Annotated in this window: 23 protein-coding genes; 16 read left to right on the forward strand and 7 right to left on the reverse strand. The window is 40.4% G+C overall.

Features of this window, described 5'->3' with window-relative positions; genetic code table 11:
* The gene (aroQ, locus tag NW213_RS05995; RefSeq protein ID WP_154043791.1) at positions 1 to 423 is read right to left on the reverse strand and encodes a type II 3-dehydroquinate dehydratase; all 423 of its coding nucleotides are present in this window, start codon (positions 421 to 423) and stop codon (positions 1 to 3) included.
* Between the two features lie 63 nt (positions 424 to 486).
* Here aroQ and xerD point away from each other — a divergent pair, with 63 nt between their 5' ends.
* The 4 genes from xerD to NW213_RS06015 all read left to right on the forward strand — a co-directional run bounded on the left by xerD (position 487) and on the right by NW213_RS06015 (position 5,923).
* The gene (gene xerD, locus NW213_RS06000) at positions 487 to 1,404 is read left to right on the forward strand and encodes a site-specific tyrosine recombinase XerD (RefSeq protein ID WP_258322162.1); all 918 of its coding nucleotides are present in this window, start codon (positions 487 to 489) and stop codon (positions 1,402 to 1,404) included.
* A 160-nt stretch (positions 1,405 to 1,564) separates the two neighbouring features.
* Positions 1,565 to 3,238: a tetratricopeptide repeat protein gene (locus tag NW213_RS06005; protein WP_154043789.1), complete on the forward strand. Its 1,674-nt coding sequence runs from the start codon at positions 1,565 to 1,567 to the stop codon at positions 3,236 to 3,238.
* 132 nt (positions 3,239 to 3,370) lie between these two features.
* Positions 3,371 to 4,378, forward strand: coding sequence for a thioredoxin-like domain-containing protein (locus NW213_RS06010; protein ID WP_258322163.1), 1,008 nt, complete (start codon positions 3,371 to 3,373; stop codon positions 4,376 to 4,378).
* Between the two features lie 6 nt (positions 4,379 to 4,384).
* Complete coding sequence (locus tag NW213_RS06015) at positions 4,385 to 5,923, forward strand: YifB family Mg chelatase-like AAA ATPase (protein WP_258322164.1); 1,539 nt, start codon at positions 4,385 to 4,387, stop codon at positions 5,921 to 5,923.
* 19 nt (positions 5,924 to 5,942) lie between these two features.
* Here the strand turns inward: NW213_RS06015 and NW213_RS06020 are convergent, their stop codons facing one another.
* Positions 5,943 to 6,941 carry a cation diffusion facilitator family transporter gene (locus tag NW213_RS06020; protein ID WP_154043786.1) on the reverse strand — a complete coding sequence of 333 codons (999 nt, stop codon included), beginning with the start codon at positions 6,939 to 6,941 and terminating at the stop codon, positions 5,943 to 5,945.
* 212 nt (positions 6,942 to 7,153) lie between these two features.
* On the opposite strand from NW213_RS06020, the gene metG reads away from it, so the two are divergent.
* The 10 genes from metG (at position 7,154) to uraH (ending at position 18,472) form a co-directional block, all read left to right on the forward strand.
* Positions 7,154 to 9,196, forward strand: a complete 2,043-nt coding sequence (gene metG, locus NW213_RS06025; protein ID WP_235340266.1) for a methionine--tRNA ligase — start codon at positions 7,154 to 7,156, stop codon at positions 9,194 to 9,196.
* A 74-nt stretch (positions 9,197 to 9,270) separates the two neighbouring features.
* A complete protein-coding gene (locus NW213_RS06030; protein WP_154043784.1) occupies positions 9,271 to 10,716 on the forward strand; it encodes a lipopolysaccharide biosynthesis protein in 1,446 nt (481 codons plus the stop codon).
* Positions 10,713 to 11,657, forward strand: a complete 945-nt coding sequence (locus NW213_RS06035) for a glycosyltransferase (protein ID WP_258322165.1) — start codon at positions 10,713 to 10,715, stop codon at positions 11,655 to 11,657. The genes NW213_RS06030 and NW213_RS06035 overlap by 4 nt, the downstream gene beginning before the upstream one ends.
* Before the next feature lie 3 nt (positions 11,658 to 11,660).
* Positions 11,661 to 12,626 carry a glycosyltransferase family 8 protein gene (locus NW213_RS06040; RefSeq protein ID WP_258322166.1) on the forward strand — a complete coding sequence of 322 codons (966 nt, stop codon included), beginning with the start codon at positions 11,661 to 11,663 and terminating at the stop codon, positions 12,624 to 12,626.
* Positions 12,627 to 12,636: 10 nt separating this feature from the next.
* Positions 12,637 to 13,737, forward strand: coding sequence for a glycoside hydrolase family 99-like domain-containing protein (locus NW213_RS06045; protein ID WP_204391836.1), 1,101 nt, complete (start codon positions 12,637 to 12,639; stop codon positions 13,735 to 13,737).
* Between the two features lie 10 nt (positions 13,738 to 13,747).
* Complete coding sequence (locus NW213_RS06050; RefSeq protein WP_258322167.1) at positions 13,748 to 14,848, forward strand: hypothetical protein; 1,101 nt, start codon at positions 13,748 to 13,750, stop codon at positions 14,846 to 14,848.
* 15 nt (positions 14,849 to 14,863) lie between these two features.
* Positions 14,864 to 15,772, forward strand: coding sequence for a glycosyltransferase (locus NW213_RS06055; protein ID WP_258322168.1), 909 nt, complete (start codon positions 14,864 to 14,866; stop codon positions 15,770 to 15,772).
* Between the two features lie 108 nt (positions 15,773 to 15,880).
* Positions 15,881 to 17,143, forward strand: coding sequence for a glycosyltransferase family 4 protein (locus NW213_RS06060; protein WP_258322169.1), 1,263 nt, complete (start codon positions 15,881 to 15,883; stop codon positions 17,141 to 17,143).
* Positions 17,136 to 17,912: a glycosyltransferase family 2 protein gene (locus tag NW213_RS06065; RefSeq protein ID WP_258322170.1), complete on the forward strand. Its 777-nt coding sequence runs from the start codon at positions 17,136 to 17,138 to the stop codon at positions 17,910 to 17,912. The genes NW213_RS06060 and NW213_RS06065 overlap by 8 nt, the downstream gene beginning before the upstream one ends.
* A 143-nt stretch (positions 17,913 to 18,055) precedes the next feature.
* Positions 18,056 to 18,472 (forward strand): hydroxyisourate hydrolase, encoded by a 417-nt coding sequence (gene uraH / locus NW213_RS06070; protein WP_154043776.1) that lies wholly within the window; start codon positions 18,056 to 18,058, stop codon positions 18,470 to 18,472.
* 120 nt (positions 18,473 to 18,592) lie between these two features.
* On the opposite strand, the gene NW213_RS06075 is transcribed toward uraH, so the two are convergent.
* Together NW213_RS06075 and NW213_RS06080 are read right to left on the reverse strand one after the other, a co-directional pair.
* Positions 18,593 to 21,082: a YfhO family protein gene (locus NW213_RS06075; RefSeq protein WP_258322171.1), complete on the reverse strand. Its 2,490-nt coding sequence runs from the start codon at positions 21,080 to 21,082 to the stop codon at positions 18,593 to 18,595.
* 514 nt (positions 21,083 to 21,596) lie between these two features.
* The gene (locus tag NW213_RS06080) at positions 21,597 to 21,983 is read right to left on the reverse strand and encodes a helix-turn-helix domain-containing protein (protein ID WP_154043774.1); all 387 of its coding nucleotides are present in this window, start codon (positions 21,981 to 21,983) and stop codon (positions 21,597 to 21,599) included.
* Positions 21,984 to 22,126: 143 nt separating this feature from the next.
* Here NW213_RS06080 and NW213_RS06085 point away from each other — a divergent pair, with 143 nt between their 5' ends.
* Entirely contained in the window at positions 22,127 to 22,537 is a 411-nt protein-coding gene (locus NW213_RS06085; protein ID WP_258322172.1) for a cupin domain-containing protein, read from the forward strand.
* 138 nt (positions 22,538 to 22,675) lie between these two features.
* Here the strand turns inward: NW213_RS06085 and NW213_RS06090 are convergent, their stop codons facing one another.
* From NW213_RS06090 to NW213_RS06100, 3 genes are read right to left on the reverse strand one after another with little or no spacing between them, the layout of a single operon-like run.
* The gene (locus NW213_RS06090) at positions 22,676 to 23,437 is read right to left on the reverse strand and encodes an EFR1 family ferrodoxin (protein WP_258322173.1); all 762 of its coding nucleotides are present in this window, start codon (positions 23,435 to 23,437) and stop codon (positions 22,676 to 22,678) included.
* Positions 23,424 to 24,002 (reverse strand): NADP-dependent oxidoreductase, encoded by a 579-nt coding sequence (locus NW213_RS06095; protein WP_258322174.1) that lies wholly within the window; start codon positions 24,000 to 24,002, stop codon positions 23,424 to 23,426. Before NW213_RS06095 ends, NW213_RS06090 begins: the two co-directional genes overlap by 14 nt.
* A gap of 27 nt (positions 24,003 to 24,029) precedes the next feature.
* On the reverse strand, positions 24,030 to 24,410 hold the full coding sequence (locus NW213_RS06100; protein ID WP_258322175.1) for a helix-turn-helix domain-containing protein: 381 nt from the start codon (positions 24,408 to 24,410) through the stop codon (positions 24,030 to 24,032).
* A gap of 362 nt (positions 24,411 to 24,772) precedes the next feature.
* On the opposite strand from NW213_RS06100, the gene NW213_RS06105 reads away from it, so the two are divergent.
* On the forward strand, positions 24,773 to 25,471 hold the full coding sequence (locus NW213_RS06105) for a 5'-methylthioadenosine/adenosylhomocysteine nucleosidase (RefSeq protein ID WP_154043769.1): 699 nt from the start codon (positions 24,773 to 24,775) through the stop codon (positions 25,469 to 25,471).
* The last annotated feature ends 8 nt before the right edge of the window (positions 25,472 to 25,479 follow it).

Below are 25,479 nucleotides of genomic sequence, written 5' to 3' on the forward strand. Positions count from 1 at the left end.
TTATTTCGAATTTAAAAAAGCTTCGACAGCCAACCTGTATGAGTCAAGCCCGAAACCACATATTACTCCACGGCAAGCACATGATATCATAGACTTATGTCTGAATTCTTCCCTGGTATGGACATTGGAAATATGTACCTCAATGGCAGGAGTAGTGACAGCCCGCAAAGCATCCTGAAGCGCTATTGATGTGTGCGTATAAGCTCCGGCATTCAAGATTATGCCATCATAAGAAAATCCCACTTCATGGATTTTATTGATCATCTCACCTTCCACATTCGACTGGAAATAGTCAAACTCAACATTCGGATACAGCTGAGACAGTTTCTTATAGTACTCTTCAAAAGAAACAGCCCCATAAATGGAAGGCTCACGTTTTCCCAATAAATTTATATTCGGGCCATTGATAATTTGTATTCGCATCGTTTATTTGATATAAACTTTTTGTACCTTTGTAATAATATGGTGCAAAGATAATAAAAAAGAATGAATAAACAGGAAGTTAACGGACAAATTATAATAAAGTATAGACAATATCTAAGACTGGAAAAGTCACTGTCAGACAATACGGTCATGGCCTACACCAACGACCTGGACAAACTTTTATATTATCTTGAAGAAGAAAAAATAAACATCCTTGACGTTTCTCTTGAAGACCTAGAATACTTCAGCGCCGGTCTGAGAGACATAGGCATCAGTCCGCGTTCACAAGCAAGGATACTGTCAGGTATTCGTACATTCTTTCATTTTCTACTGATTGAAGACTATATCCGTCAAGATCCGTCGGAGCTGTTAGAATCACCTCAAATCGGGAAACATCTGCCCGACATTCTGAGTGTAGAAGAAATCGACAACCTTATAAGCGCCATCGACAGAAGTACAAGAGAAGGACAGAGGAACTGTGCAATACTTGAAACACTATACAGTTGCGGACTTCGTGTTTCAGAATTATGCAACCTGAAGATTTCCGATTTGTATCTTAACGACGGATTTATAAAAGTGGAAGGAAAAGGAAGCAAGCAAAGGCTTGTCCCTATATCCCCAAGAGCCATCGAAGAAATAAAGAATTATTTTATCACAAGAAACGAGGGACTGATAAAACCGGGATATGAGGATTTTCTGTTTATCAGCAAATTCGGCAAAAACATATCAAGAATAATGGTGTTTCATATAATAAAAGAACTGGCTGATAAAATCGGATTAAAGAAAAGCATAAGTCCGCATACTTTCAGACATTCTTTCGCTACACACCTGCTGGAAGGTGGGGCAAATTTAAGAGCTATTCAGAGTATGTTAGGACATGAAAGTATCGGCACAACCGAAATTTACACCCATATTGACAGACGAAAACTTAGGGATGAAATAATAAACCATCATCCCAGGAATAACAAAAAATCACTATAAATGGGGGAGAAACTATCATTTTTAAGCATTTTTCAGTCATGATAGAGTAAAAAAAAGGACAAATATGGACGACACTATATCTTTTTTCGTATCTTTGTGGCGACTGAACATATTAAAAAGACAAATTTATATAATTATACAAACCTAATTTTTAAAGATCATGATTAAGAAGTTGTATTTGCCTATCGTGGCATTATTAGTTCTTGCTTTCTCTTCATGTAGCAAGATGGGAGAATTGTCTTCTGACTACTTCACTACAAACCCTGAAGTTTTGGAAGCTGTTGGAGGTAAAGTTCCTGTAACTATCACAGGTAAGTTCCCTGAAAAGTATTTCAAGAAAAGTGCAACTGTTGAAGTTACTCCAGTTTTAAGATGGGAAGGCGGCGAAGCTAAAGGCCAGCCAGCTATGTTCCAGGGAGAAAAAGTACAAGGCAACAACCAGACTATCTCTTACAAAGCTGGTGGTACTTACACTATGAAAGCTTCTTTCGACTATGTTCCAGAAATGGCTAAATCTGAACTTTATCTTGATTTCAAGATAAAGAAAGGAAGCAAAGAATACACAATTCCTTCAGTTAAAATTGCTGATGGTGTAATAGCTACTTCAGAACTACCAACTGTAGCTTCTGCTAACGCTGCAAACTCTACAGATGCATTCCAGCGTATAATCAAAGAAGCTAAAGAAGCTCAGATTATGTTCTTGATCCAGCAGGCTAACCTTCGCTCTAGCGAATTGAAAGCAGAAGGTATTAAAGATTTCCACAAACAGGTTGCAATCGTCGCTGGCGACACTAAGAACTACAAACTTAACAATATCGAAATTTCTGCTTACGCTTCACCTGATGGTGGTGTTAAACTGAACACAGGATTGGCTGAAAAACGTCAGGACAACACTGAAAAATACATGAAACAGCAGTTGAAGAAAGGTAAGATTGAAACTACAGTTGATACTGAATACACAGCTCAGGACTGGGAAGGTTTCCAGGAATTGGTTTCTAAATCAGATATCCAGGACAAAGATCTTATCTTGCGTGTTCTTTCAATGTATCAGGATCCAGAACAGCGTGAAACTGAAATCAAGAACATTTCTTCAGTTTACAAGACATTGGCTGACGAAATCCTTCCTCAGTTGCGTCGTGCTCGCTTGACTGCTAACTATGATGTTATCGGACGTAGCGACGAAGAAATCAATGCTGCATTCGATTCAGATGCATCTGTATTGAGCGTAGAAGAACTTTTGTATGCTGCTACTTTGACTAACGACAACGCTCGCAAAGAAGCTATCTACAAGAAGACTATCGAATTGTATCCTAACGACTATCGTGCATACAACAACCTTGGTGAAATGGCATATGTATCTGACAAGGCTACTGCTGAAAAATACTTCAAACAGGCTGCTAGCAAAAACGCTAACGCTCCTGAAGTTAACACTAACCTCGGTTTGATCGAATTGTCTAAGGGTAATGTTGCTAACGCTGAAACTTATCTTGCTAAGGCTACAGGTGCCAACACAGCTAACGAAGCTCTTGGTAACTTGTATATCAAACAGGGTCAGTATGACAAGGCTGTAGCTGCATTCGGTGATACTAAAACTAACTCAGCTGCTTTGGCTCAGATCTTGGCTAAAGACTACAACAAAGCTAAGAATACTTTGACTGCAGTTAAGAACCCTGATGCTTACACTGACTATTTGATGGCTATCGTTGGTGCTAGAACTAACAATGCTGACTTGGTTAAGACTAGCATGGCTAAGGTTGCTCAGAAAGATCCTGCTCTTGCTGCTAAAGCTGCAAACGACCGCGAATTTGCTAAATATGCAAACGAAATCAAATAATTAGATAATTATAAAATCTACTATATTAAGGCTGGAACGAACTGTTCCAGCCTTTTTTTGCAAATTAAATACTGTATAATTCCGACTTTACATCATTTTTATGTATTTTCGCAGAAAACAAACTATAATTTTATGAAAATACTCTACAAAGCTATATTACTATACACTTCTATCGTATTAACATCATGCGGGGGTAGCGACATGTTTACATTAAATATTGAATTAAACAATAAAAAAGAAAAAAACATATATGCCATATACGATGATCCTATAGCTAAAATAGATACAATAAAATTAAAGGAAGGAAAATACGAATATACATTTTTGCCAGATACAATAACACTAATCAGGCTTGTAAACGACTCAGGACTGTCAGTGCCAGTTTTTGCAGATAAAAAATGGAAGGTAAACTTTAAAGGAAATTTTTCCAATCCACAAATCACAGGCAACGGTCCGAACAACAAACTTCAGAACTTCAGAAATCTCATCAGCAAAGATACGACTGACATAATATCCAAAGCTCAAGATTTCATCTTATCAAACAGGGAATCATATGCTTCGGCATATATATTCAATCAGTATTTCATACAAAATCCTAACCCTGACCTGCAGAAGCTTGATGAAATTATATCTCAGATGGACGGACATATAAAAGACTGCAGAATAGTAGATATAATCCAAAAGACATTGTCCGAGAACAGGGATAAAAAATCAGAATACTTGAATTACTTTTCCTGCAAAGACAGGAGCGGCAAATATGTATCATGGAGCAGCAAAGAAGAACTTTACACACTGGTAAATATATGGGCTTCTTGGGATGAACAAAGCAAGACAATAAGAGACTCTCTATACATAAAAACAAAATCACTGCCTAAAGATGGATTCAGAGTGTTGAACATATCTATTGACTTCGATAAATCTGAATGGGAAAAACATTGCAAAAAGGAAAACGAGCAATGGATTGAGACATGCGATTTTGAAGGATGGCAGAATGTTATAGTGAAACAAATGAACATATCAAAATTGCCATACAATATACTGGTAACGAAGAACAGGAAGATTATCACTTCATGTATATATGGTGACGAACTTGTTCAAAAAGTTAAGGATCTGATACAGGAAAACAAGAAAAAGAAATAATCAATTATGCTTGTAAAGCTATACGGAGCCGCAGTTCAAGGCATTGACGCAACTATAGTAACAATAGAAGTCAACAGTTCAAGGGGAATAAAATTCTTTCTTGTAGGACTTCCTGACTCTGCCGTAAAAGAGAGTCACGAAAGAATCATGTCGGCATTGAATGTAAACGGATATAAGATTCCCGGATGCCAGATAGTTGTCAACATGGCACCTGCAGACATCCGTAAAGAAGGTTCATCATACGATCTTCCATTAGCCATTGGAATAATGGCCGCAACCGGTATCGTATCATCTGAAAAGCTTGGACAGTATCTAATTATAGGAGAACTCAGTCTGGACGGAAGCCTTCAACCTATAAAAGGAGCCTTGCCTGTAGCTATAGCGGCAAGAGCCCAAGGATTCAAAGGCTTCATACTTCCAAAACAGAATGCACGCGAAGCCGCTGTAGTGAACAATCTGGATGTTTACGGCGTAGATAATATAAAGGAAGTCGTTGAGTTTTTCAATGGTACACGTGTTCTAGAACCGACTATAGTACATACCAGAGAAGAGTTTTATCAGAACCAGACAGATTTTCCATTCGATTTTGCAGATGTCAAAGGACAGGAGAACGTAAAACGTGCCCTAGAAGTAGCAGCCGCCGGAGGACACAACATCATAATGATAGGTGCTCCCGGTAGCGGAAAGTCAATGATGGCAAAAAGGCTCCCAAGTATATTACCGCCACTAACTTTATCAGAAAGTCTTGAAACCACTAAAATACATTCCGTTGCAGGGAAATTAGGCAAAGACATATCACTGATTGCTACAAGACCTTTCAGAAGTCCACATCACACCATATCGCAGGTGGCAATGGTAGGTGGAGGCACTAACCCTCATCCGGGAGAAATAAGCCTTGCACATAACGGAGTTCTTTTTCTGGACGAACTGCCTGAATTCAACAGAAGCGTATTGGAAGTTCTAAGACAACCGTTGGAGGACAGACATATCACAATATCAAGGGCCAAATACGTGTTGGACTATCCTGCAAGTTTCATGCTAGTTGCCTCAATGAATCCATGCCCGTGCGGCTACTATAATCATCCTACACGCAACTGCGTGTGCTCGCCAGGACAGGTACAGAGATATCTGAACAAGATATCCGGCCCTCTTCTTGACAGGATAGACATACAGGTAGAAATAGTTCCCGTACCATTCGAAAAGATCTCCGAACGTGAAAAGGGTGAAAGCAGCGCCGCCATAAGAGAAAGAGTTATTAAGGCACGTAAAATCCAGGAAAAAAGATTTGAAAAGGAAAAAGGCATACACTGCAATGCACAGATGACCTCATCACTCCTGCACATACACGCACAACCTGACGTACAAGGTCTGAATCTGTTGAAAAATGCAATGACAAGATTGAATCTGTCAGCACGTGCCTACGACCGTATTCTCAAGGTATCAAGAACAATCGCAGACCTTGAAGGCAGTCCGAACATACTGTCATCGCATATAGCAGAAGCCATCAGCTACAGAAATCTGGATAGAGAAAACTGGGCTGGATGATATATCATGCCAGTATTTTTCACTCAGCCTTCATCTCGTCTTCATTGAGAATAAAACTAGACAATGTTATTTTCTCCGGTTTAACCATAGGAGCTTTTCTATGTTTGCATGATTCAAATATACATGTACTGCATTTAGGTCTCTCAAAAATATCGCACGGATCAAGATGTAATGTCAGCTGTACTTTCTCATTATATCTACTCGTCAGTACACTCTTGAGTTTTTCGCCTGCCTTATGTCCTTCAGATACTGTATAATACCATGGAACAGTAAGATCACAGTCTATGTATATACAGTTACCGGATTTTATAACCTTGGTATTATGTATATCCACCCACTCCGGCTGTCTGTTGTCATTCAGCAGTTCAGCCAACTCTTCCAGCAACTTGTCATCTGCCGTGTCAAGCAATCCGGCAATAGTATTTTTCAAGATAGATATACCGGTTATTATAATTATCGACCCGAATACAAGTGCCAATGCACTGTCTATCCAAGCCAGACCTGTAAAATACAACACCAGCAGTCCGGCAACCAGTCCGATAGTAGAATAAGTATCCGACTGCAAATGCTTTCCTCCAGCCACTAATGCCATAGAACCATACTTCTTGCCCGTCTTAATACTATAATATCCCATCAGATAGTTCAATGCGCCAGATACAGCAACTATCACTATACCGATGTCCAGTTTATCAACTTCTGCAGGGATCAGAAGCCTCTTTATAGCCTCGTATATAATCATGGCTCCAGCCACACTGATCAAGATTCCTTCTACCGATGCTGATATAAGCTCTATTTTTCCATGTCCGAAAGGATGTTCCTTATCGCCAGGCTTGGCTCCCCATCTGAGACAATACAGACTTATAAGTCCAGCCACGACATTTACTATACTCTCCATAGCGTCTGTCAGTACTCCCACAGAGTTAGTAACGAAATAAGCGATAAATTTACCTATAAGTATTAGTCCTGAAACAATAACTATACGTTTCTGGACCTTCAGTTTTATCTGTTCTTCATTCATAAGTCAATACATTAATCTTCGGCAAAGTTATAAATATTAGATTTAACAGGAATAATAATTTATATTAGCTTTTCCAAATGGTGTTTAAATGGTACATAAACAGTATTTAAAAGAACTGCATCTTTGAGCTATTCAAATTGCACAGCTGATAAATAATGTATATCTTTGCACTCATCTTAAACCAGTTACAACAAAATATAACTATATAGCAAATGGAAAAGAAATTCAAAAGAACAACCGTAACATCGGCACTTCCATACGCCAACGGTCCTGTACACATAGGACACCTGGCCGGAGTTTATGTTCCTGCCGATATTTACGTCCGCTATCTTCGCCTCAAGAAGGAAGATGTAATCTTCATCGGAGGATCAGACGAACATGGTGTACCTATCACTATCCGCGCAAAGAAAGAAGGCGTTACTCCACAAGATGTAGTAGATCGTTATCATACACTTATACGCGACTCATTCAAGGAATTCGGTATTTCATTCGATGTTTACGGACGTACTTCATCAGAAATACATCATCAGACAGCTTCAGATTTCTTCCGCAAGCTTTATGATAAAGGCGAGTTCATAGAAAAAACTTCTGAACAGTACTACGACGAGGAGGCAAAGACATTCCTTGCCGACAGATATATCACCGGCGAATGCCCTCGCTGCCATGCAGAAGGTGCATACGGCGACCAGTGTGAAAAGTGTGGTAGTACACTCTCTCCAACTGAGCTTATTAATCCTAAGAGTGCCATCAGCGGAAGCCAGCCTGTAATGAAGGAAACAAAACACTGGTATCTGCCACTCGACAAGCACGAAGGATGGTTGCGCAAATGGATTCTTGAAGACCATAAAGAATGGCGTCCTAACGTATATGGTCAGTGCAAGAGCTGGCTTGATATGGGACTTCAGCCACGCGCCGTAAGCCGTGACCTTGACTGGGGTATTCCTGTTCCTGTAGAAGGAGCAGAAGGAAAAGTGCTTTACGTATGGTTCGACGCTCCTATCGGATATATTTCAAATACTAAGGAACTACTTCCTGATTCATGGGAAAAATGGTGGAAAGATCCGGAAACACGTCTTGTACACTTCATCGGTAAGGACAACATCGTGTTCCACTGTATCGTTTTCCCTGCCATGCTGAAGGCTGAAGGCAGCTATATCCTGCCGGACAATGTTCCTTCAAACGAGTTCCTGAACCTTGAAGGCGACAAGATTTCAACTTCACGCAACTGGGCTGTATGGTTGCACGAATACTTGAAAGACTTCCCTGGCAAGCAGGATGTTCTGCGTTATGTCCTCACAGCTAACGCTCCTGAGACTAAGGATAATGACTTCACCTGGAAAGATTTCCAGGCACGCAATAACAACGAACTTGTTGCCGTGTATGGTAACTTCGTAAACCGCGCACTCGTTCTTACAGGCAAATATTTCGACGGTAAAGTTCCTGCTGCAGGCGAACTGACAGACTACGACCGTGAAACTCTGAAAGAATTTGCGGACGTTAAGGCTGAAGTGGAAAAACTTCTTGACGTGTTCAAGTTCCGCGATGCACAGAAAGAAGCAATGAACCTTGCACGTATCGGTAATAAGTATCTTGCAGATACAGAACCTTGGAAACTTGCCAAGACAGATATGGACCGTGTGGCTACTATCCTGAACATAGCTCTTCAGCTTGTTGCCAACCTTGCAATAGCATTCGAACCGTTCCTGCCGTTCAGCTCAGCAAAATTGCGTACAATGCTTAACATGGATTCATTCGAATGGGATAATCTGGGACGTACAGACCTTCTTGCTACAGGTCACCAGCTTGGTAAAGCAGAACTTCTGTTCGAAAAGATTGAGGACAGCGCCATCGAAGCACAGGTACAGAAACTTCTTGACACAAAGAAAGCCAACGAAGCTGCAGCTTACAAGGCTAACCCTATCAAGCCGACAATAGCATTCGAAGATTTCGAAAAGCTTGATATCCGTGTGGGTACAGTTCTGGAATGCGAAGTAGTGCCTAAGATGAAGAAACTGCTGAAATTCAAGATTGCCGACGGACTTGAAAACCGTACTATCGTAAGCGGTATAGCACAGCATTACAAACCGGAAGAGCTGGTAGGAAAACAGGTATTGTTCATAGCCAACCTTGCTCCACGTCAGTTCAAGAACGGTCTGGTGAGCGAAGGTATGATTCTGAGTGCAGAAAACTTCGACGGCTCTTTGGCTGTTACTTCACTGCTTAAAGAAGTAAAACCGGGAAGCCAGGTTTGCTAACAGATTAATCAACACAAATCAACAATAAAAGGGCGGGATATGGATGTCCCGCCTTTTTCATAAAAGACAGAAACGTGTCAAACAATTCTCTAAAGGAAAAAACAGCGAAAGGACTTCTATGGGGTGGGCTCAGCAACAGTATGCAACAACTGCTCAACCTCTTTTTCGGGATATTCTTATCACGAATACTGTCTCGTACAGATTATGGAATGATTGGGATGTTAAGCATTTTCTCACTCATTGCATCATCCATACAAGAGAGCGGATTTACTGCAGCACTGACAAACAAAAAAGATATACAGCATAAAGATTATAATGCCGTATTCTGGTTCAGTTCTTTAATGGGACTGTTCCTTTATCTTGTACTGTCAATGTGCGCCCCACTTATTTCGCGTTTTTACGATACGCCCGAACTGGAATCATTGTCAAGATATTCATTCCTCTGTATATTCATATCCAGTCTTGGCACGGCACAAAGCGCATACATGTATCGTAATCTGATGATCAGACAACGTACCATTGCATTGAACATAAGTCTGGCAATATCAGGCATTACCGGTGTGATAATGGCACTTAACGGATATGCATATTGGGGTATAGCCACACAGAATTTGGTTTACGTGTCATCTGTAACATGTTTCTACTGGTATTTTTCTCCATGGCGCCCAAGCCTTAAGATAGATTTCAATCCGTTGAAAAATATGATCTCATTCAGCGGGCGTCTGCTTCTTACAAATATATTCGGTCATATAAACTATAATATACTGTCTGTTATTCTTGGTAAATTCTATTCTGGTCAGGAAGTCGGCGATTTCAATCAGGCTAACAAATGGAACTATATGGGCTACTCTGTAATTACAGGAACTATATATGGTGTAGCGCAGCCGGTACTGTCAAGGGTTGACGACGAGAAAGAAAGACAAAAAAGGATTTTCAGAAAAATGCTGCGTTTCACATCTCTCGTCACATTTCCTGTCATGTTCGGACTGTCCATCACAGCAAATGAGCTTATAACAATAGCCATCACTTCCAAATGGTCAGAAAGTGCATATATCCTACATATATTATGTATAGGTAGCGCATTCACAAGCATATCCTATCTTTACTCTAATCTGATAATCAGTAAAGGCAAATCAAGGATTTTCATGTGGAATACCATATTTCAGGGAATTACACAGACCATAATAATGGTAATCAGCCATCCATACGGAATACCTGTAATGATAAAACTTTATGTCTGCATAAACATTGCATGGCTTGCCGTATGGCAGTATTTCGTATGGAAAGAAATCAGACTGAGCATTATGGAAGCATTGCGCGATATTATGCCATACCTGTCAATAGCGGCAATAACAATGTTTGTTACTACATATATAGTTGAAAACAGTATCTCAAACATTTATCTGGCATTAATATCAAAAATCATCATAGCGTGTATATTATACATCTCGTCTGTGTGGTTGTGCGGCTCTGTCACTCTGAAAGAAAGTTTTGAATATCTAATAAAAAAGAAAAGATGAAAACTGTTTCTGTAGTAATGTGTACATATAATGGAGAAAAATATCTGCGCGAGCAGCTTGATTCTCTTGCCGGACAATCGTATCCTGTGATGGAGCTGATTATCCAGGATGACGGTTCGAATGATGAAACAATAGAAATCATAAACGGATATAAAGAACGTCATCCGGAGTTGAATATCAGGTTATACAGGAATTCCATAAATCTGGGGTTTAACAGAAACTTTTTCAGCGCAATACTGAAAGCAAAAGGAGACTACATAGCATGTTGCGACCAAGACGACATATGGGAAGCCTGCAAGCTGGAAATGATGATAAAGAATATAGGAGACGCATCACTTATATTCCACAACTCCGTTCTTTTCAATTCCAACTCAGTTATAGGAAAACTTCACAACAGACCGTTGTGCGAATTTCCATCAAGCATAAACGCCCTGATGATTCCCCGTAGTTACGGACACCAGATTATGTTCAGAAAAGAGATACAGGGATTACTCATACCGTTCGCAACACTAAACCTCTCGTATGACTATTTCATATACAGTCTGAGCGGGGTTACTGGAAAAATCAGATACATTGATACACCGCTCGTCAGGTGGAGAAGACACGAGAATGCATCAACATATTCAGAAAAGAAAGACGAAGGAAAAATCCATGGATACATAAATGCTGTAAAAGCATTATTCAGGACGTCGAACATGAATACTACGCGAAGCTACTTCAGGTTATACAGTTCAATTCCTGTGGCAGACAAAACAGCAAGAAAATTGGCTGATAAAATGAGCAGAATAAACATTGTAAATTTTATCGGTATATGCTACCTTTGCTATAAACATAGATACGAACTTATAACAGAGTGTAGCGGAATAAAACAAAGTTTAAGGGCTTTCTTTGTTCCATTGTTTTTTGTACGGGATTACGGACAATATATTTTAAGGAAATAGGAAATGAAGACAATACCGGTATTTTTCACTTTCGACAAGAACTATGTTCTGGCGGCAAAAGTGGCTATCCACTCCATGCTGGTTCATGCATCAAAAGATTATAAGTATGAATTATATATTCTGCATACCTCTCTTGATGAGAACGACTATAGAAACATCCGCTCCGTTACAGAAGATTTCAACGCCGGAATTCATTTCATCAATGTTTCTGAATACGAAAAGAAGATAGAAGGACTGCATGGCAAGGCACACTATTCAAAAGAAATATTCTACAAACTGATTGCCGCCGACATTTTTCCGGAATATGACAGAATTTTATGTACTGATGTAGATGTTATATTCACAGGAGACATATCAGAAGCCTTTTTCATGTTCCCCAATGAAGATTTCATCTATGCAGGAGTTGGGCCTACAAACAATTCGGGACGTATGCCAAAATATATGGATAAATTTTCAAAAGACGAACTGGCAATATTGGAACATGAGATTGGAGCAGGTTTTCTTCTGCTGAATCTAGAGGCGATACGCCGCCATGACAAGCAGAAAGAGATGACAGATTTCTACATCAACAACTACGAAAGACTTTTACTGCCCGAACAGGATTGTATGATCCTTACATGCTGGCCTTTAGTGAGATACATACCAACCAAGTTTGTTGTTATAAACTCATTTTATAAAATAGACATAGACAAATTTCATTTCTATGAAGGGACTCCGGATTTCGACTGCCCGCACAGAGAAGCTGCCGAACATTTCAAATCAGCATTGGACAACCCAGTACAAATACATTACGCCGGCCCCGACAAACCATGGAACAGTATAATGGTGACAAAACAAATGGAATGGTTCAAAGCAATGATCAAGGCCGGATGTTTATGGGAATATATCTATAGCCAGCCTAAATTCTTTGCGCAAAAAATAAAAAAATACAGTTTAAGAAGATTTATCCGTAAACACTTCAATATTTAACAAGCGGAACATGAGCAACAGACAAAATAAAGTACGAGTTATAGCATTTTATCTTCCACAGTTTCATCCTACACCGGAAAACGACAAATGGTGGGGTAAAGGTTTTACAGAATGGACAAATGTAGGCAAAGCCAAACCTTTGTTCAAGGGACACTATCAGCCTAAGGTTCCGGCAGACCTAGGATATTATGACCTTAGAGTACCGGAGACAAGAAAAGCTCAGGCTGATATGGCCAAGGAATATGGTATAGAAGGTTTCTGCTACTGGCATTATTGGTTCGGCAACGGAAGACGTCTTCTCGAAAGACCTTTCAACGAAGTATTGAACAGTGGTGAGCCGGATTTTCCTTTCTGTCTGGCATGGGCAAATCACAGTTGGGAAGACAAGCAGTTCAGTAAGGACGGAGGCCATAAGATGCTCATGGAACAGCTTTATCCTGGAGACGAAGACTATATAGCACACTTCAATGCTGTTCTTCCTGCATTTAAGGATCATAGATACATCCGTGTGAACGGTAATCCTGTTTTCGTAATATATTCACCTATGAATGTGCCTGATGCGGCTCATTTCATCAGTTTATGGCAGGAATTGGCAAAACCACATGGTTTTCAGATACATTTTGTGGCACATACATCAAAACCCGAAGAAATGGAACAGTATAAGAAATGGGGATTTAAAGCTACAATAATGGTCAGACTGTTCGATGTTTTCAAGCACGACTTTTCCCTATTGGAACGCATAAATGCCAAATTCCAGCGTATTGCTTTCAAACAGGGACGAAGAATAGACTATTCAAAAGCCGCAAAATATTTCTGCGGACCTGAAGACAAAAATACAGACTGTTATCCTACTCTAATACCAAACTGGGATCACTCGCCCCGTTCGGGAAGAGCAGGACACATACTGATAAACTCAACTCCGGATAAATTTGAGAAGCATGCGGAGCAGACGTTTAATAATGTAAAGGACAAGCCTGAAGAAGAAAGAATCGTTTTCCTGAAATCATGGAACGAATGGGCTGAAGGTAATTATATGGAACCCGATTTAAAATTCGGAAGAGGATACCTTGAAGCTCTGAAAAAAGCAATGAACAAAGTCTTTGGAGAATAAACATTCAATTATGAAAATAGCATTAGTCAAACAAGAAGTATATCAGGATCTTTACGTTTGCCCGGTAACAGAGAAAAACGCGGCAAATATTCTCTTTTCGTCAATGGGAAGAGTGGGCCCTATCGGCCTTATGGCAGAACTTGATGCCGACTTCTATATAGTGAAGGAAGAACCGGAGTACGAAACACAGATTTACCGCAAAGTAATACCACATATCTCCAAACATCTGTATCTGCTCAAGACTGAGACACTCGACAAGATTCCGGGACAGGAATTCAAACAGCCGGGCAGTCCATATCCGAACGGCAAATTCGCAATTGACTGCCACGACATAGACTGGAGCAAATACGATGTTGTAATCTCCATTAACGTCAGCCTACCGACGTCTGTCGTAAGAAGCTACCCGCAGACACTCTTCGCATATATGATAGGCGAAGCCAACATGGCTACGGGAAGCGTACACTTCGGATACGATGTCACCATGAACCAGATGGCAAGAGGAATAGTTCCCAAGAAATGCGGCATTATGGATTTCCCATATACATTCCTCAGTTCGGACACTCTGCAGAAAATCATGCAGAATCATCTGGGAAGAGAATCGGAGAATAAAGGAATCTTTATGGAAATAAATTCCACTACAGAACGCCCCGTAACAAAGGCACCAGCACATTTCCAGCCTCTCATAGATGCTGGATACGAAATAATTCTCCACAAGCAGCGTATATTCGACAATCTGAAGAGCATATACGACGCGAAGTATTTCGTGAAGATGGGAGGACGTCACATACGCGGAAACTCTGTGGCAGAAGCAGTCTCTTTAGGGACACTGGCTATAATGGACAAGAACGAAGTGACACACCATGAACTGATTATAGACGAATGTGACGTGAAGACTATGGACCAGATGGTTAGCCTGATAAACAAGTTGGAAAACAATCCGGATTTGTATCAGGAACTATTGGCAAAACAGCGCAAAGTGTTGAAAGAATTGTTCTTCGAAGCCCCCGTACAGTCACTTGTCAACTGCCTGGAAGAAAAACGAAAAACCGGAAAGGCAAAACCTTATAAATGGTATAACAAAATTGCAGACAGACTCTGTTTCATTAAATAAAATAACAAGACAACAATGAATGCCCCTATACTCCTCTTCGTATTCAACCGTCCGGATCATGTACGACGGACTATGGAAGCTCTGCAACGCAACACTCTTGCTGCGGAAAGCATACTGTATATTTATTCCGATGCCGCACGCACTCCGGAGCAACAAGACGCAGTGGGCGAAGTGAGAAGATACATACACACCATCGGAGGATTCAAGGAAATAAACATCATTGAGAGAGAGGAGAACTGGGGACTTGCCAGAAGCATTATCGACGGCGTTACAACACGTGTGAAAGAGTACGGAAGAGTAATAGTGCTTGAAGATGACCTTATCACCGCACCGTATTTCCTTCAGTTCATGAATGATGCTCTGGAGACTTATAAAGATGAAGAGAGAGTGGGTCACATACAGGGATGTGATTTCACTCAGGATTCTTCCCTGCCCGATACTTTCCTGATAAAATGGACAGGAAGCTGGGGATGGGCTACATGGGAACGCGCATGGAAGTATTTCAACCCCGACGGAATGGCTCTTCTGAAAGAACTTGAAGACAGAAAGCTGACATATACCTTCGACTTCGACGGTAAATACGGTTACACACGTATGCTCCGCCGTCAGATTGAGGGGAAGAACAATTCCTGGGCCATAAGATGGAATGCGTCGCTATTCCTTAATGACATACTTTCGCTTAATGTAGGAAAATCACTTGTACAAAACGAAGGTTTCGATGGTAGCGGCACAAACTGTGGAGGTGGCGGACTATATTCCTCAAACCTGTTCATGGACAGGATTGAGGTGAAAAGAATCACTCCGGCAGTGGAAAACAAAGAAGCAAGACAGGCATACGTGAGATACTATGCCCGCACCAATTCATTCATGGCTAAAGCCATCAGAAGGATAAAACGCACTCTGAAAGGTGATTTTGGCAGATAAAATGGCTCCAGACGTCGTTTTTAACTATATTATCATTAATTATTCATGCATCAATTGGGATAAAAAAGGACGGTTTGCACTATCTTTGCAAAAAAAAAATTCCCGACCATGAGAATACTAATCATAAACACGGCAGAACGTATAGGAGGTGCGGCTATTGCAGCGAGCCGACTGATGGACGCACTAAAAAATAATGGAATAAAAACAAAAATGCTTGTCCGCCACAAACAGACAGAGCAGTTAACCGTCATACCTCTGAAAAACTCATGGAGGAGAATATGGCAATTCGCCTGGGAACGTATCGTAATATGGATAGCAAACGGATTTACACGCCGTAACCTCTTTGCCGTTGATATAGCAAATACAGGTACAGACATCACAAAACTGCACGAATTCGTACAGGCCGACGTGATACATCTGCACTGGGTCAACCAGGGAATGCTTTCGCTTAACGACATCGAAAAAATTCTTAAATCAGGAAAGCCTGTGGTATGGACAATGCACGACATGTGGCCATTCACCGGAATATGCCACTATGCAGGCTCATGCAAGAAGTATGAAGAGACTTGCCACAACTGTGAGCTTCTTCTGAGACCCCACAAGAAAGACCTTTCATATAAAACATTCAAAAAGAAACAAAGGATTTTCTCTAATTCTAAAATAACCTTCGTAGCATGCAGTCACTGGCTGGAGGAAATGGCAAAGAGCAGTGCACTTATAGGAAGACAGAACATCACAAGCATTCCTAATGCCATTAACACCAACCTGTTCATGCCACGCAACAAACGTCAGTCAAGAGAGAAACTTAACTTACCTCAGGACAAAAAACTTCTGCTTTTCGGATCGGTCAAGATTACTGACAAGCGCAAAGGTATAGACTATCTGATAGAGGCATGCAAGATACTGACACAAAGCAATCCGGAACTAAGCAAAGAACTCGGAGTTGTGATATTGGGCTCGCATCCGGAACAACATTCTTCACTGTTCCCGTTCCCTATATATACAATGAATTATGTGAAAAGTGAAAAAGATCTGGTAGATATATACAATGCAGTTGATATATACGTTACGCCGTCACTGCAGGACAATCTGCCCAATACCATAGTGGAAGCCATGTCGTGCGGTATCCCTTGTGTAGGATTCGAAACAGGAGGTATCCCGCAGATGATAGACCATCTGCACAACGGATATGTAGCAGAATATAAGTCGGCATCCGACCTCGCCAACGGCATAAAATGGGTGCTTACCGACGGTAACTATCAGACCCTAAGCGAGGAAGCCCACCGTAAGGCAGTAAACACTTATTCCGAATCTGTTGTCGCACACCAGTATCTGCAAATCTATAACAAGCTGACAGGCAAAAATGCATAACACCGCTCCAAATTACCACATACAGCACCAGCATCCTAAGTTCAGCATTATCACAGTGACGTATAATGCCGAAAAGGTATTGGAGGACACTATACAGAGTGTCATCACACAGTCGTACAAGAATGTGGAGTACATCATTGTTGACGGCGGCTCGAAAGACGGAACACTAGGTATAATAGAAAAATACAGACAGCACATAGCACACCTGGTAAGCGAACCTGACAAAGGACTGTATGACGCGATGAACAAGGGAATCAGACTTGCTACCGGCGACTATCTGTGTTTCCTCAATGCCGGTGACGAATTGCATGAGGATGATACTTTGTTCTATATGGTACACAGTATAAAAGGAGATACACTGCCGGATGTTATTTATGGCGAGACACAGATAGTTGACGAGAACGGACATTTCATCAGGATGCGACGTCTATCGGCTCCGGAAGTACTCACGTGGAAAAGTTTCAAGAAAGGTATGCTTGTATGCCATCAGGCTTTCTTCGCACGCCGCGAACTGGCTGTAAACGAACCATATAATCTGAAATACCGTTTCTCCGCCGATTTTGACTGGTGCATACGCATAATGAAGAAAAGCAAGAGCATACATAATTCAGGACTTACAGTTATAGACTATCTAAGCGAAGGCATGACCACACAAAACCATAAGGCTTCACTCATGGAGCGTTTCCATATCATGTGCCATCATTACGGATATATATCTACCATAGCTCATCATATGTGGTTCGTAATCAGAGCCGTGTTGAAGAAATAGACTGGCATTTCAGCCGAAAGTTGAAAATACATCTTAATAAATCGGAAAAACAAATAAGATTGAGTATATAAATTTGTAATAATTACAATTTTATATACTTTTGTCTCATAAGCTATTCATTAACCATTTAAAACCAAAAACTTATGAGAAAGATCTTAACACTATTCACACTTTTCGTATTATTTTCAACCATACAAGTTTTCTCACAGGAGAAACAATATCAGCTGTCAAGCCATATCCTCGATATCAATACAGGCTACCCTGCAAAAGATGTAAAGATAAGTCTCTCAAAGATGAACAATGCCGGCCAATGGACTGTAATAGACGAGAAAATTACCGATACGAACGGTAGGGTGAAAGACTTCCTCCCACAAGACGGCAAATCGGAAAACAAAGGTATATACAAACTGACATTCCACACTGAACCTTATTTCAAGTCGCAGGACAAGAGCTCCTTCTATCCGTTTATTGAGGTAGTGTTCGAAATAAAGGACGACAGCCATTACCACGTACCTATAACCCTCTCACCTTACGGATATTCAACCTATAGAGGGAACTGATAAATACAGTCCACACACATAAATGATACAAAAGAAGGCGTTTCAAGGATTATTACCAAAACAATCCTTGAAACGCCTGTGTTTATTTACCGTTACACGTTCGTGTTCCGCTAAATATGATTATTCTTTGCGCTTTTTATATTCCGAAATCAACACCGCCACTACCCCAAGGGCGAGTAAAGCCAATGCTATATAAGCAATGGTTTCAGTAGTATGAAGCGATTTTGGATCGAACTTGAACTCTATCACATGTTTTCCTGCAGGAACATTCATCGCACGGAGGATATAGTCGGCACGTCCGTGTTCCACCTCTTCACCGTCAATAGTCGAAATCCAACCCGGATAATATATTTCCGAAAATACCACTACCCCACCATTCTTGGAATCAACCTCATATTTCAATGCGTTAGGCTGATACTCTTTCAGAACTATTGAGCTGAGGGAGTCTGGAGCGGCAGTCATCTTAACCTGTTCTGCAAATTTCCTGTCAACAACTGCCGTATGCAGCGGATTAATATCATGCAATGCATCTATCTCCTCATTTGCATTGTCAACATATTTCACATCGCCTACAAACCAAGCGTTTCCACAAGCATAAGGATTAAACACCGGAGCAGTCTTTCCATCCTGAAGCGGAAGGATGAAATATCTTGTGTTAAGCATGTTCAGAACAGGGAAAGCATTCCTGTCAACTTTAACCATATCACCACCTGCCTCTGATAGTTTAGAGAATATAGCGTTCATTTCACCATGGATATGTTCCTCAATTATCTCCTGATAACGGCGAAGTTTAGCTGCGTGATATCCTCCGATACTCTTATGCCAGTAAGCTGTATTGTTCTCATTAAATGTATTTACAGCCAGGTTCAATACTCTGTAATCTAACGATTTGTCCTTCAGGATTTCCTTGTCTGTTTCCGAAGGTTCCAGATATGGTTTCATCTCAGTACCTTTTGCCACGAACTGTTCGTCGTACAGATAGCGTTTGTTCACACTCCACATATCCACAAGACACAACAGAGCTATAAGAGCTACCGTAACCTTCGGTTTCAGTTTTCCAATCGAATAAGCATATACCAAAGCCACACCTATCAGAATAATTACAAGGCTGCGCCATGCATCGGAAGTAAATATTGAAACACGAACCTCTTCAAGATTTGTCAATATAGGAACAAGCTGGTCCTGAGGGATAGCATTCTGAAGAGCTGACATCTCCATTGTGGAAATATACGAAGGGAAGAACACCTGAGGAGCCAAAGCAAACAGAAGCGACAAACCTCCTGTCAGTGCCAGACTGGTATAAAATCCTTTCGCATTCTCCTTAATTACGGAAGGACGTTCCATTATCTCTTTCAATGCCATGATGGCAAGCAGAGGAATAGTAAATTCCGCAATTACAAGAATAGACGAAACGGCACGGAACTTATTGTACATAGGAACATAATCGATAAAGAAGTCTGTCACTCCCATGAAATTCTTTCCCCACGACAACACAATAGAGAAGACTGTTCCCACTACAAGAGCCCATTTCATTGGGCCTTTCACTATGAAACATCCAAGGATGAAAAGGAACATCACAAATGCACCCACATAAACCGGACCTGAGGTACCCGGCTGTTCGCCCCAGTACTGTCCCAACTGCGAGTACAGCCCACGATACATCGGATTAGCCTTCTTCATCGCATCCTCATTTGCAGCCAAAGGTACAGACGCTCCACCCTTCACATTAGGAACAAGCAGCGAGAATGTTTCTCCTATACCATAGCTCCATTGTGTGATATAATCGCGTTCAAGTCCGCTTCCTGTCTGATTGGCAGAGTTCTTCTTCACAAGTTCACTCTTGCCTCGCATACTCTCCTTGCTGTACTGATATGTGTGATAAAGATTGGAAAGATTAATACAGACACCTATCACACCTGCAACGACAAGCACTCCGGTTGCCTTGAAGAAATCTTTCAGCTTATTTTCCTTATAAGCCATCACACCGTAGGCTACAGCCATAAACAGCATCACGAACAGGAAGTAATAACTCATCTGCGGATGATTTGCAACAATCTGCAGTGCAACAAACAATGCCGTAAGCAAACCTCCGGCAAGATATTTTCCACGATAAACCAGTACCATACCGGCTATTGTAGGCGGAATGTAAGCCAGAGTAACAAATTTCCATATATGTCCAGCCGCAATGATAATAAAGAAATAGGATGAGAAAGCCCATATTATTGCGCCAAGAGCAGAAAGCCATACCTTGAAGTTGAATGCACGAAGCAGGATATAAAAACCTAGGAGCATCACAAACACATACCACACGTATGTAGGCAGGAACAGATGATAAACCTTCTGGATGAATCCCAAAGCTTCGGTAGAGTCATAACTTGGAGACATCTGATAGGTAGGCATACCTCCGAAAATAGAGTTTGTCCAACGGGTACGCTCACCTGTTTTTTCCAGATACTCCTTTTGTTCCTGACCAGAGCCGATACCTGCTACGGCATCATGCTGGGCCAATATTCGTCCTTCGGTGACTGCCGGAAAGAAGTATGCGAACGATATTACCGCAAACAATACCACAGCCACAATGTCCGGAATAAGTTTCTTGAATAAATTCATACTATATCAAAGAATTGAAAAATTAAATAAACTATTAGTATTCAGTCGGCAAAGATAACATAATACTGCTTGAAATGTTGTAAATTTGCCCGTGGAAATTACGATAAATGTCTAAATAATTGAAAATGAGTCATAGCTACCAATTTAGGTTACGGATTTATTAGTTATAAGCTGTTGTATTCTTCTGCGCATTGCGCGCACCTTCAAGTTTCTTGGGAACTTATCATGTCAGTAGTGAAGTAGATAACATGAATTATATACAGTCTTATATTGGCTTATCAGTTATTGCATGGGTTACAGGTACTGCTTGAGACGAAATAGATACATCTGTTAAGGATAATGAAAGCTGTCCAATCATGGGAGGAGTCCGACAGTACTCTTGCTAATACCCACACAGTCGGTTCGGATGAAGATAACAATACAGGAAAATGAAGGAATTGCCTGGCTATTTTTTGGAAAAGGTATAATGTTTATAGTTCTAAAACTTGAATTAGCATCGCATATATACAATATACTAATGTATATCAGACTTTTTTTTCTTACGCTTTGATATGTAAGCCGAATTATCCATTGCCCACGATATAAGATTGTTTAGTATTGGAATCAGGCTTTGACCGAGCTCAGTCAGAGAATATTCTACTCTTGGTGGTATTTCTGCATATAGTTTTCTTCTTACCAATCCGTCAGTTTCGAGATTCTTTAATGTCTCGGTAAGTACTTTAGGAGAAATATCCGGAATTGCTTTACCTATCGTATTGAAGCGTGTTGCTTCATTTTCAGAAAGCACACATAATATGAGCATGGCCCATTTACTGGAAAACCGCGACAGAACATTCCTGATAGGACAATCTTCTATGCGAGTATATTTTTTCAGATTTTCTTGTAGTTGCAAACTGTTCATTTTCAATAATAATTACCTTAAAGTAAGTGAGTTACATTCGTGTAACCTCTTGTATATCAATACGAAAAACACTAATTTTGCACTATCTGAACGATAGTAAGTTTAGAATGCAAAGTTAATCAACTTTATAAAAAACAAAAAATATGGGCAACATTAAAACAATGAACAAGGGCGAAAAATACGCTCACGCAACAATAGGTTGCATCAAAAGCTTTGAAGGTAAGCAGTTTGTAAAAGAAGCTACAGAGGCTACTTCATGCGAGGTCTCTTTCGGTTCATTACCGACTGGAGCATCTGTTCCGTTTTTTCATAGCCATAAGACGAATGAAGAAAACTACATTATTCTATCAGGAGCTGGAAAGTTTCAGGTGAACGATGAAGTTTTTGAAATCGGTGAAGGGTCAATCATTCGGGTATCACCGGGATGTGACCGAAACTTGAAATGTACTTCTGCCGAGCCTATGATTTATATTTGCATTCAGGCAAAGGACGAAAGTCTGGAAGACTATACAATGACGGATGCTGAAATAACCGAGCGCGAAAGCCTGTTGTAAAAAGCTTTATTCATGATTATCAGATAAACTGAAATCTCTGACAATGACGGTATATTATATATTGCATCATTGCCAGAGATTTTCTGTTATCCTAAGTATTCTATCCATTATTCTCAAAGAGATACCTAAAGGAATGTGTCAGATATACAGTTCACATTCCTTTCGTGTACTGCATGACTTCTTGAGCATCATGTTTACGATAGCAAGAAGCAATCCGTTCACCTTTCTTGCATGATGTGGACATACTGTGACGCATCGCATGCACAAGATACAGATTTTCTTGTTTACTTTTGCCGGATTGTTCTTGTCGATGGCACCTACAGGGCATCTGAAAGCACAGATACCGCATTGGATACATGCCTTTGTAGTTTTAGGCACTATACCTGCATTGGCTGCTTTGCGGTAAGGCCTGTTACCCGGTATTGCAGGAGTTGAAAAATCATTTCTCTTCAGCTTATTTCCAATCTGTTCTGCAAACACTCTTAAATGTTCGTAATCATCCTTGTCCGGCCTGTTCGTGGCATATCGATGAGCGATGGAATGTTCGGCAATAGCTACTATTGCCGATATGACTGTAAATCCGGCTTGCTGCACAATATCCTGAAGTTCTACTAATGTGTCTTCATAGGCCCGGTTACCATATACGCAAACTATGATTGCTTTTGCACCATTAGCTTGAATCCTTGAAATACGCTCTGCGGCTGTAGAAGGTACTCTACCACTATAGGATGGAACGGCGATTATGGCTATATCCTCATTTTTCAATGAGAATTTATGTAAATCTTCATTACTATCTGACAGGTCAATGCCTGTTATGTCTAGACCCAATTCGTTTGCCAGAAAATCAGCAACTTTCTTTGTTCCGCCAGTCGGACTGAAAATTATTTCATATATCTTCATATATTCTATCTCCTTTTTTATTTTCTATTTTTACTCTGCATACCAAGAGGTAATATAATAAGTATTCTGGTGCTATGGATACGGCAACTTGTCCGAAACTGCCGGACGCACCTGTTATCAGTAGTGTCTTTCCTGCCTGGACTTCAAGTTCTTCAACAAGTCCCTGATAGGCTGTCAGTCCGGCTAATGGTATAGCGGCAGCAGTAACAAAGTCATAACCTGACGGCATTTTAGCCAGATCTTCATGGTCAACTGCAGCATATTCAGCAAAGGCACCTATCCTGTTTATTGGAAATCGTGTATATACACGGTCACCTGCACGAAAGTCTTTTACGTTATTACCAGTCTTTTCCACCATACCGGAACACTCATTACCCAATGTCAGAGGCATTCTGTAATCCTGTATCAGTCTGACACTACCTGTCAGTTGAAGAATATCCAAAGGATTTACAGCGGCAGCCATAACCTTTATAATAACTTCATTTTCATTTGGTTCTGGAATAAAAACTTCATTTACGGAAACTTTGATTCCCTTTGTGTATTTCTTGATTTGTGCTGCTTTCATTTTTATGTTATTATTAAAATAAAACTATCAATCATTAACAGAAGCTGTTTTTTTGCGGTCATTCATAATATCATCCATATTATCAACAGACCATTGGAGTAGTGAATCAAGGATAGGCTTCAGTGATTTTGCTCTTTCCGTCAGAGCGTATTCCACTCTTGGCGGTATCTCCGAGAATATTGTTCTTGTAACATATCCGTCTTCTTCCAGTGTACGGAGTGTCATTGATAGCATTCTTTGTGATATATCCGGCATTTTTTGTTTCAATTCTGTAAAACGCATGCTATCCTTGCCTGATCTGTCCAGGATATAAATAACAAGCAATGTCCATTTATCACATAATCTTGCCAGTATGTTCCTTACCGGACAAGCCGGAAACATAGCATCTTGTATTGTTGATCTTTTCATGAATTATAAATAATACTGTCTATATTTAATAAATTTCAGTGTACAAAGACAAATAATATACTTTAATTACCAAGTATATTTTTTATACCAATATAATGAATGATTGATAAATATTTTTATGTGATTTAGTTTATTGCTTGATGACTGAGAAATATAGACTGACTTCATTCGTAAAACCTAATATATCTATTTAATTCTTATCAAAACACTAAATGGCTTTTTCATTGCTTTTTCAGTCTTTTATTTTTTCAAGCCATCCTCCTAAAATGCCTATCTGCCAATAACTTTGATACATTTTTCTGTTTATCACTTTTTATTCGTACTTTTGCTGACTAAAATCAAAATCAGAACAAATTTACCGAATGAAAATAGGAATTATCACAGCCATGTCTTCCGAACAGAAGCAACTGGCAAACCAACTCACAGAGATAAAAGAATCAAGTAAAGGTCCTTTCAGCTATATAGAAGGAAAAATCAACAGCAACGAAATAGTACTGATGCAGTGCGGTATAGGAAAAGTAAACGCAGCTGCCGGAACAGTGGAAATGATAAACAACTTCCAGCCTGACTGTATCATCAGTACCGGTGTGGCAGGAGGTATAGACACTTGTCTAAAGATAATGGACGTAGTTGTAAGCCGCAATATTGTATATCACGATGTATGGTGCGGTGAAGGTAATGCCTACGGACAGATTCAGGGACTGCCTACTTTCTTCGAAGGTAACGAAACCCTCTACAATACAGCAATGTCTCTTGATACTGAAACAGCTATCCACGGAGGCCTCATCTGTACGGGCGACAAATTCATCACCGACCGCAAGGAACTGGACGAAATAAAATCAAACTTCCACGAAGGTCTGGCTGTAGATATGGAATCTGCTTCAATAGCTCAGATTTGCTATCTGTATAAAGTTCCGTTCATCAGCTTCAGAATAATAAGCGACACTCCGGGAGCAGAAAACCACTTCGACCAGTATCTGAACTTCTGGGGAGAAATGGCTAACCGTTCGTTCAAGGTAACAGAAACATTCCTTAAGGCATTGCCTAACAGAATTGGATAATTTTTAAT

Source organism: Bacteroides sp. ET336 (assembly GCF_024733815.1).
Taxonomy (GTDB): domain Bacteria; phylum Bacteroidota; class Bacteroidia; order Bacteroidales; family Bacteroidaceae; genus Phocaeicola; species Phocaeicola cellulolyticus.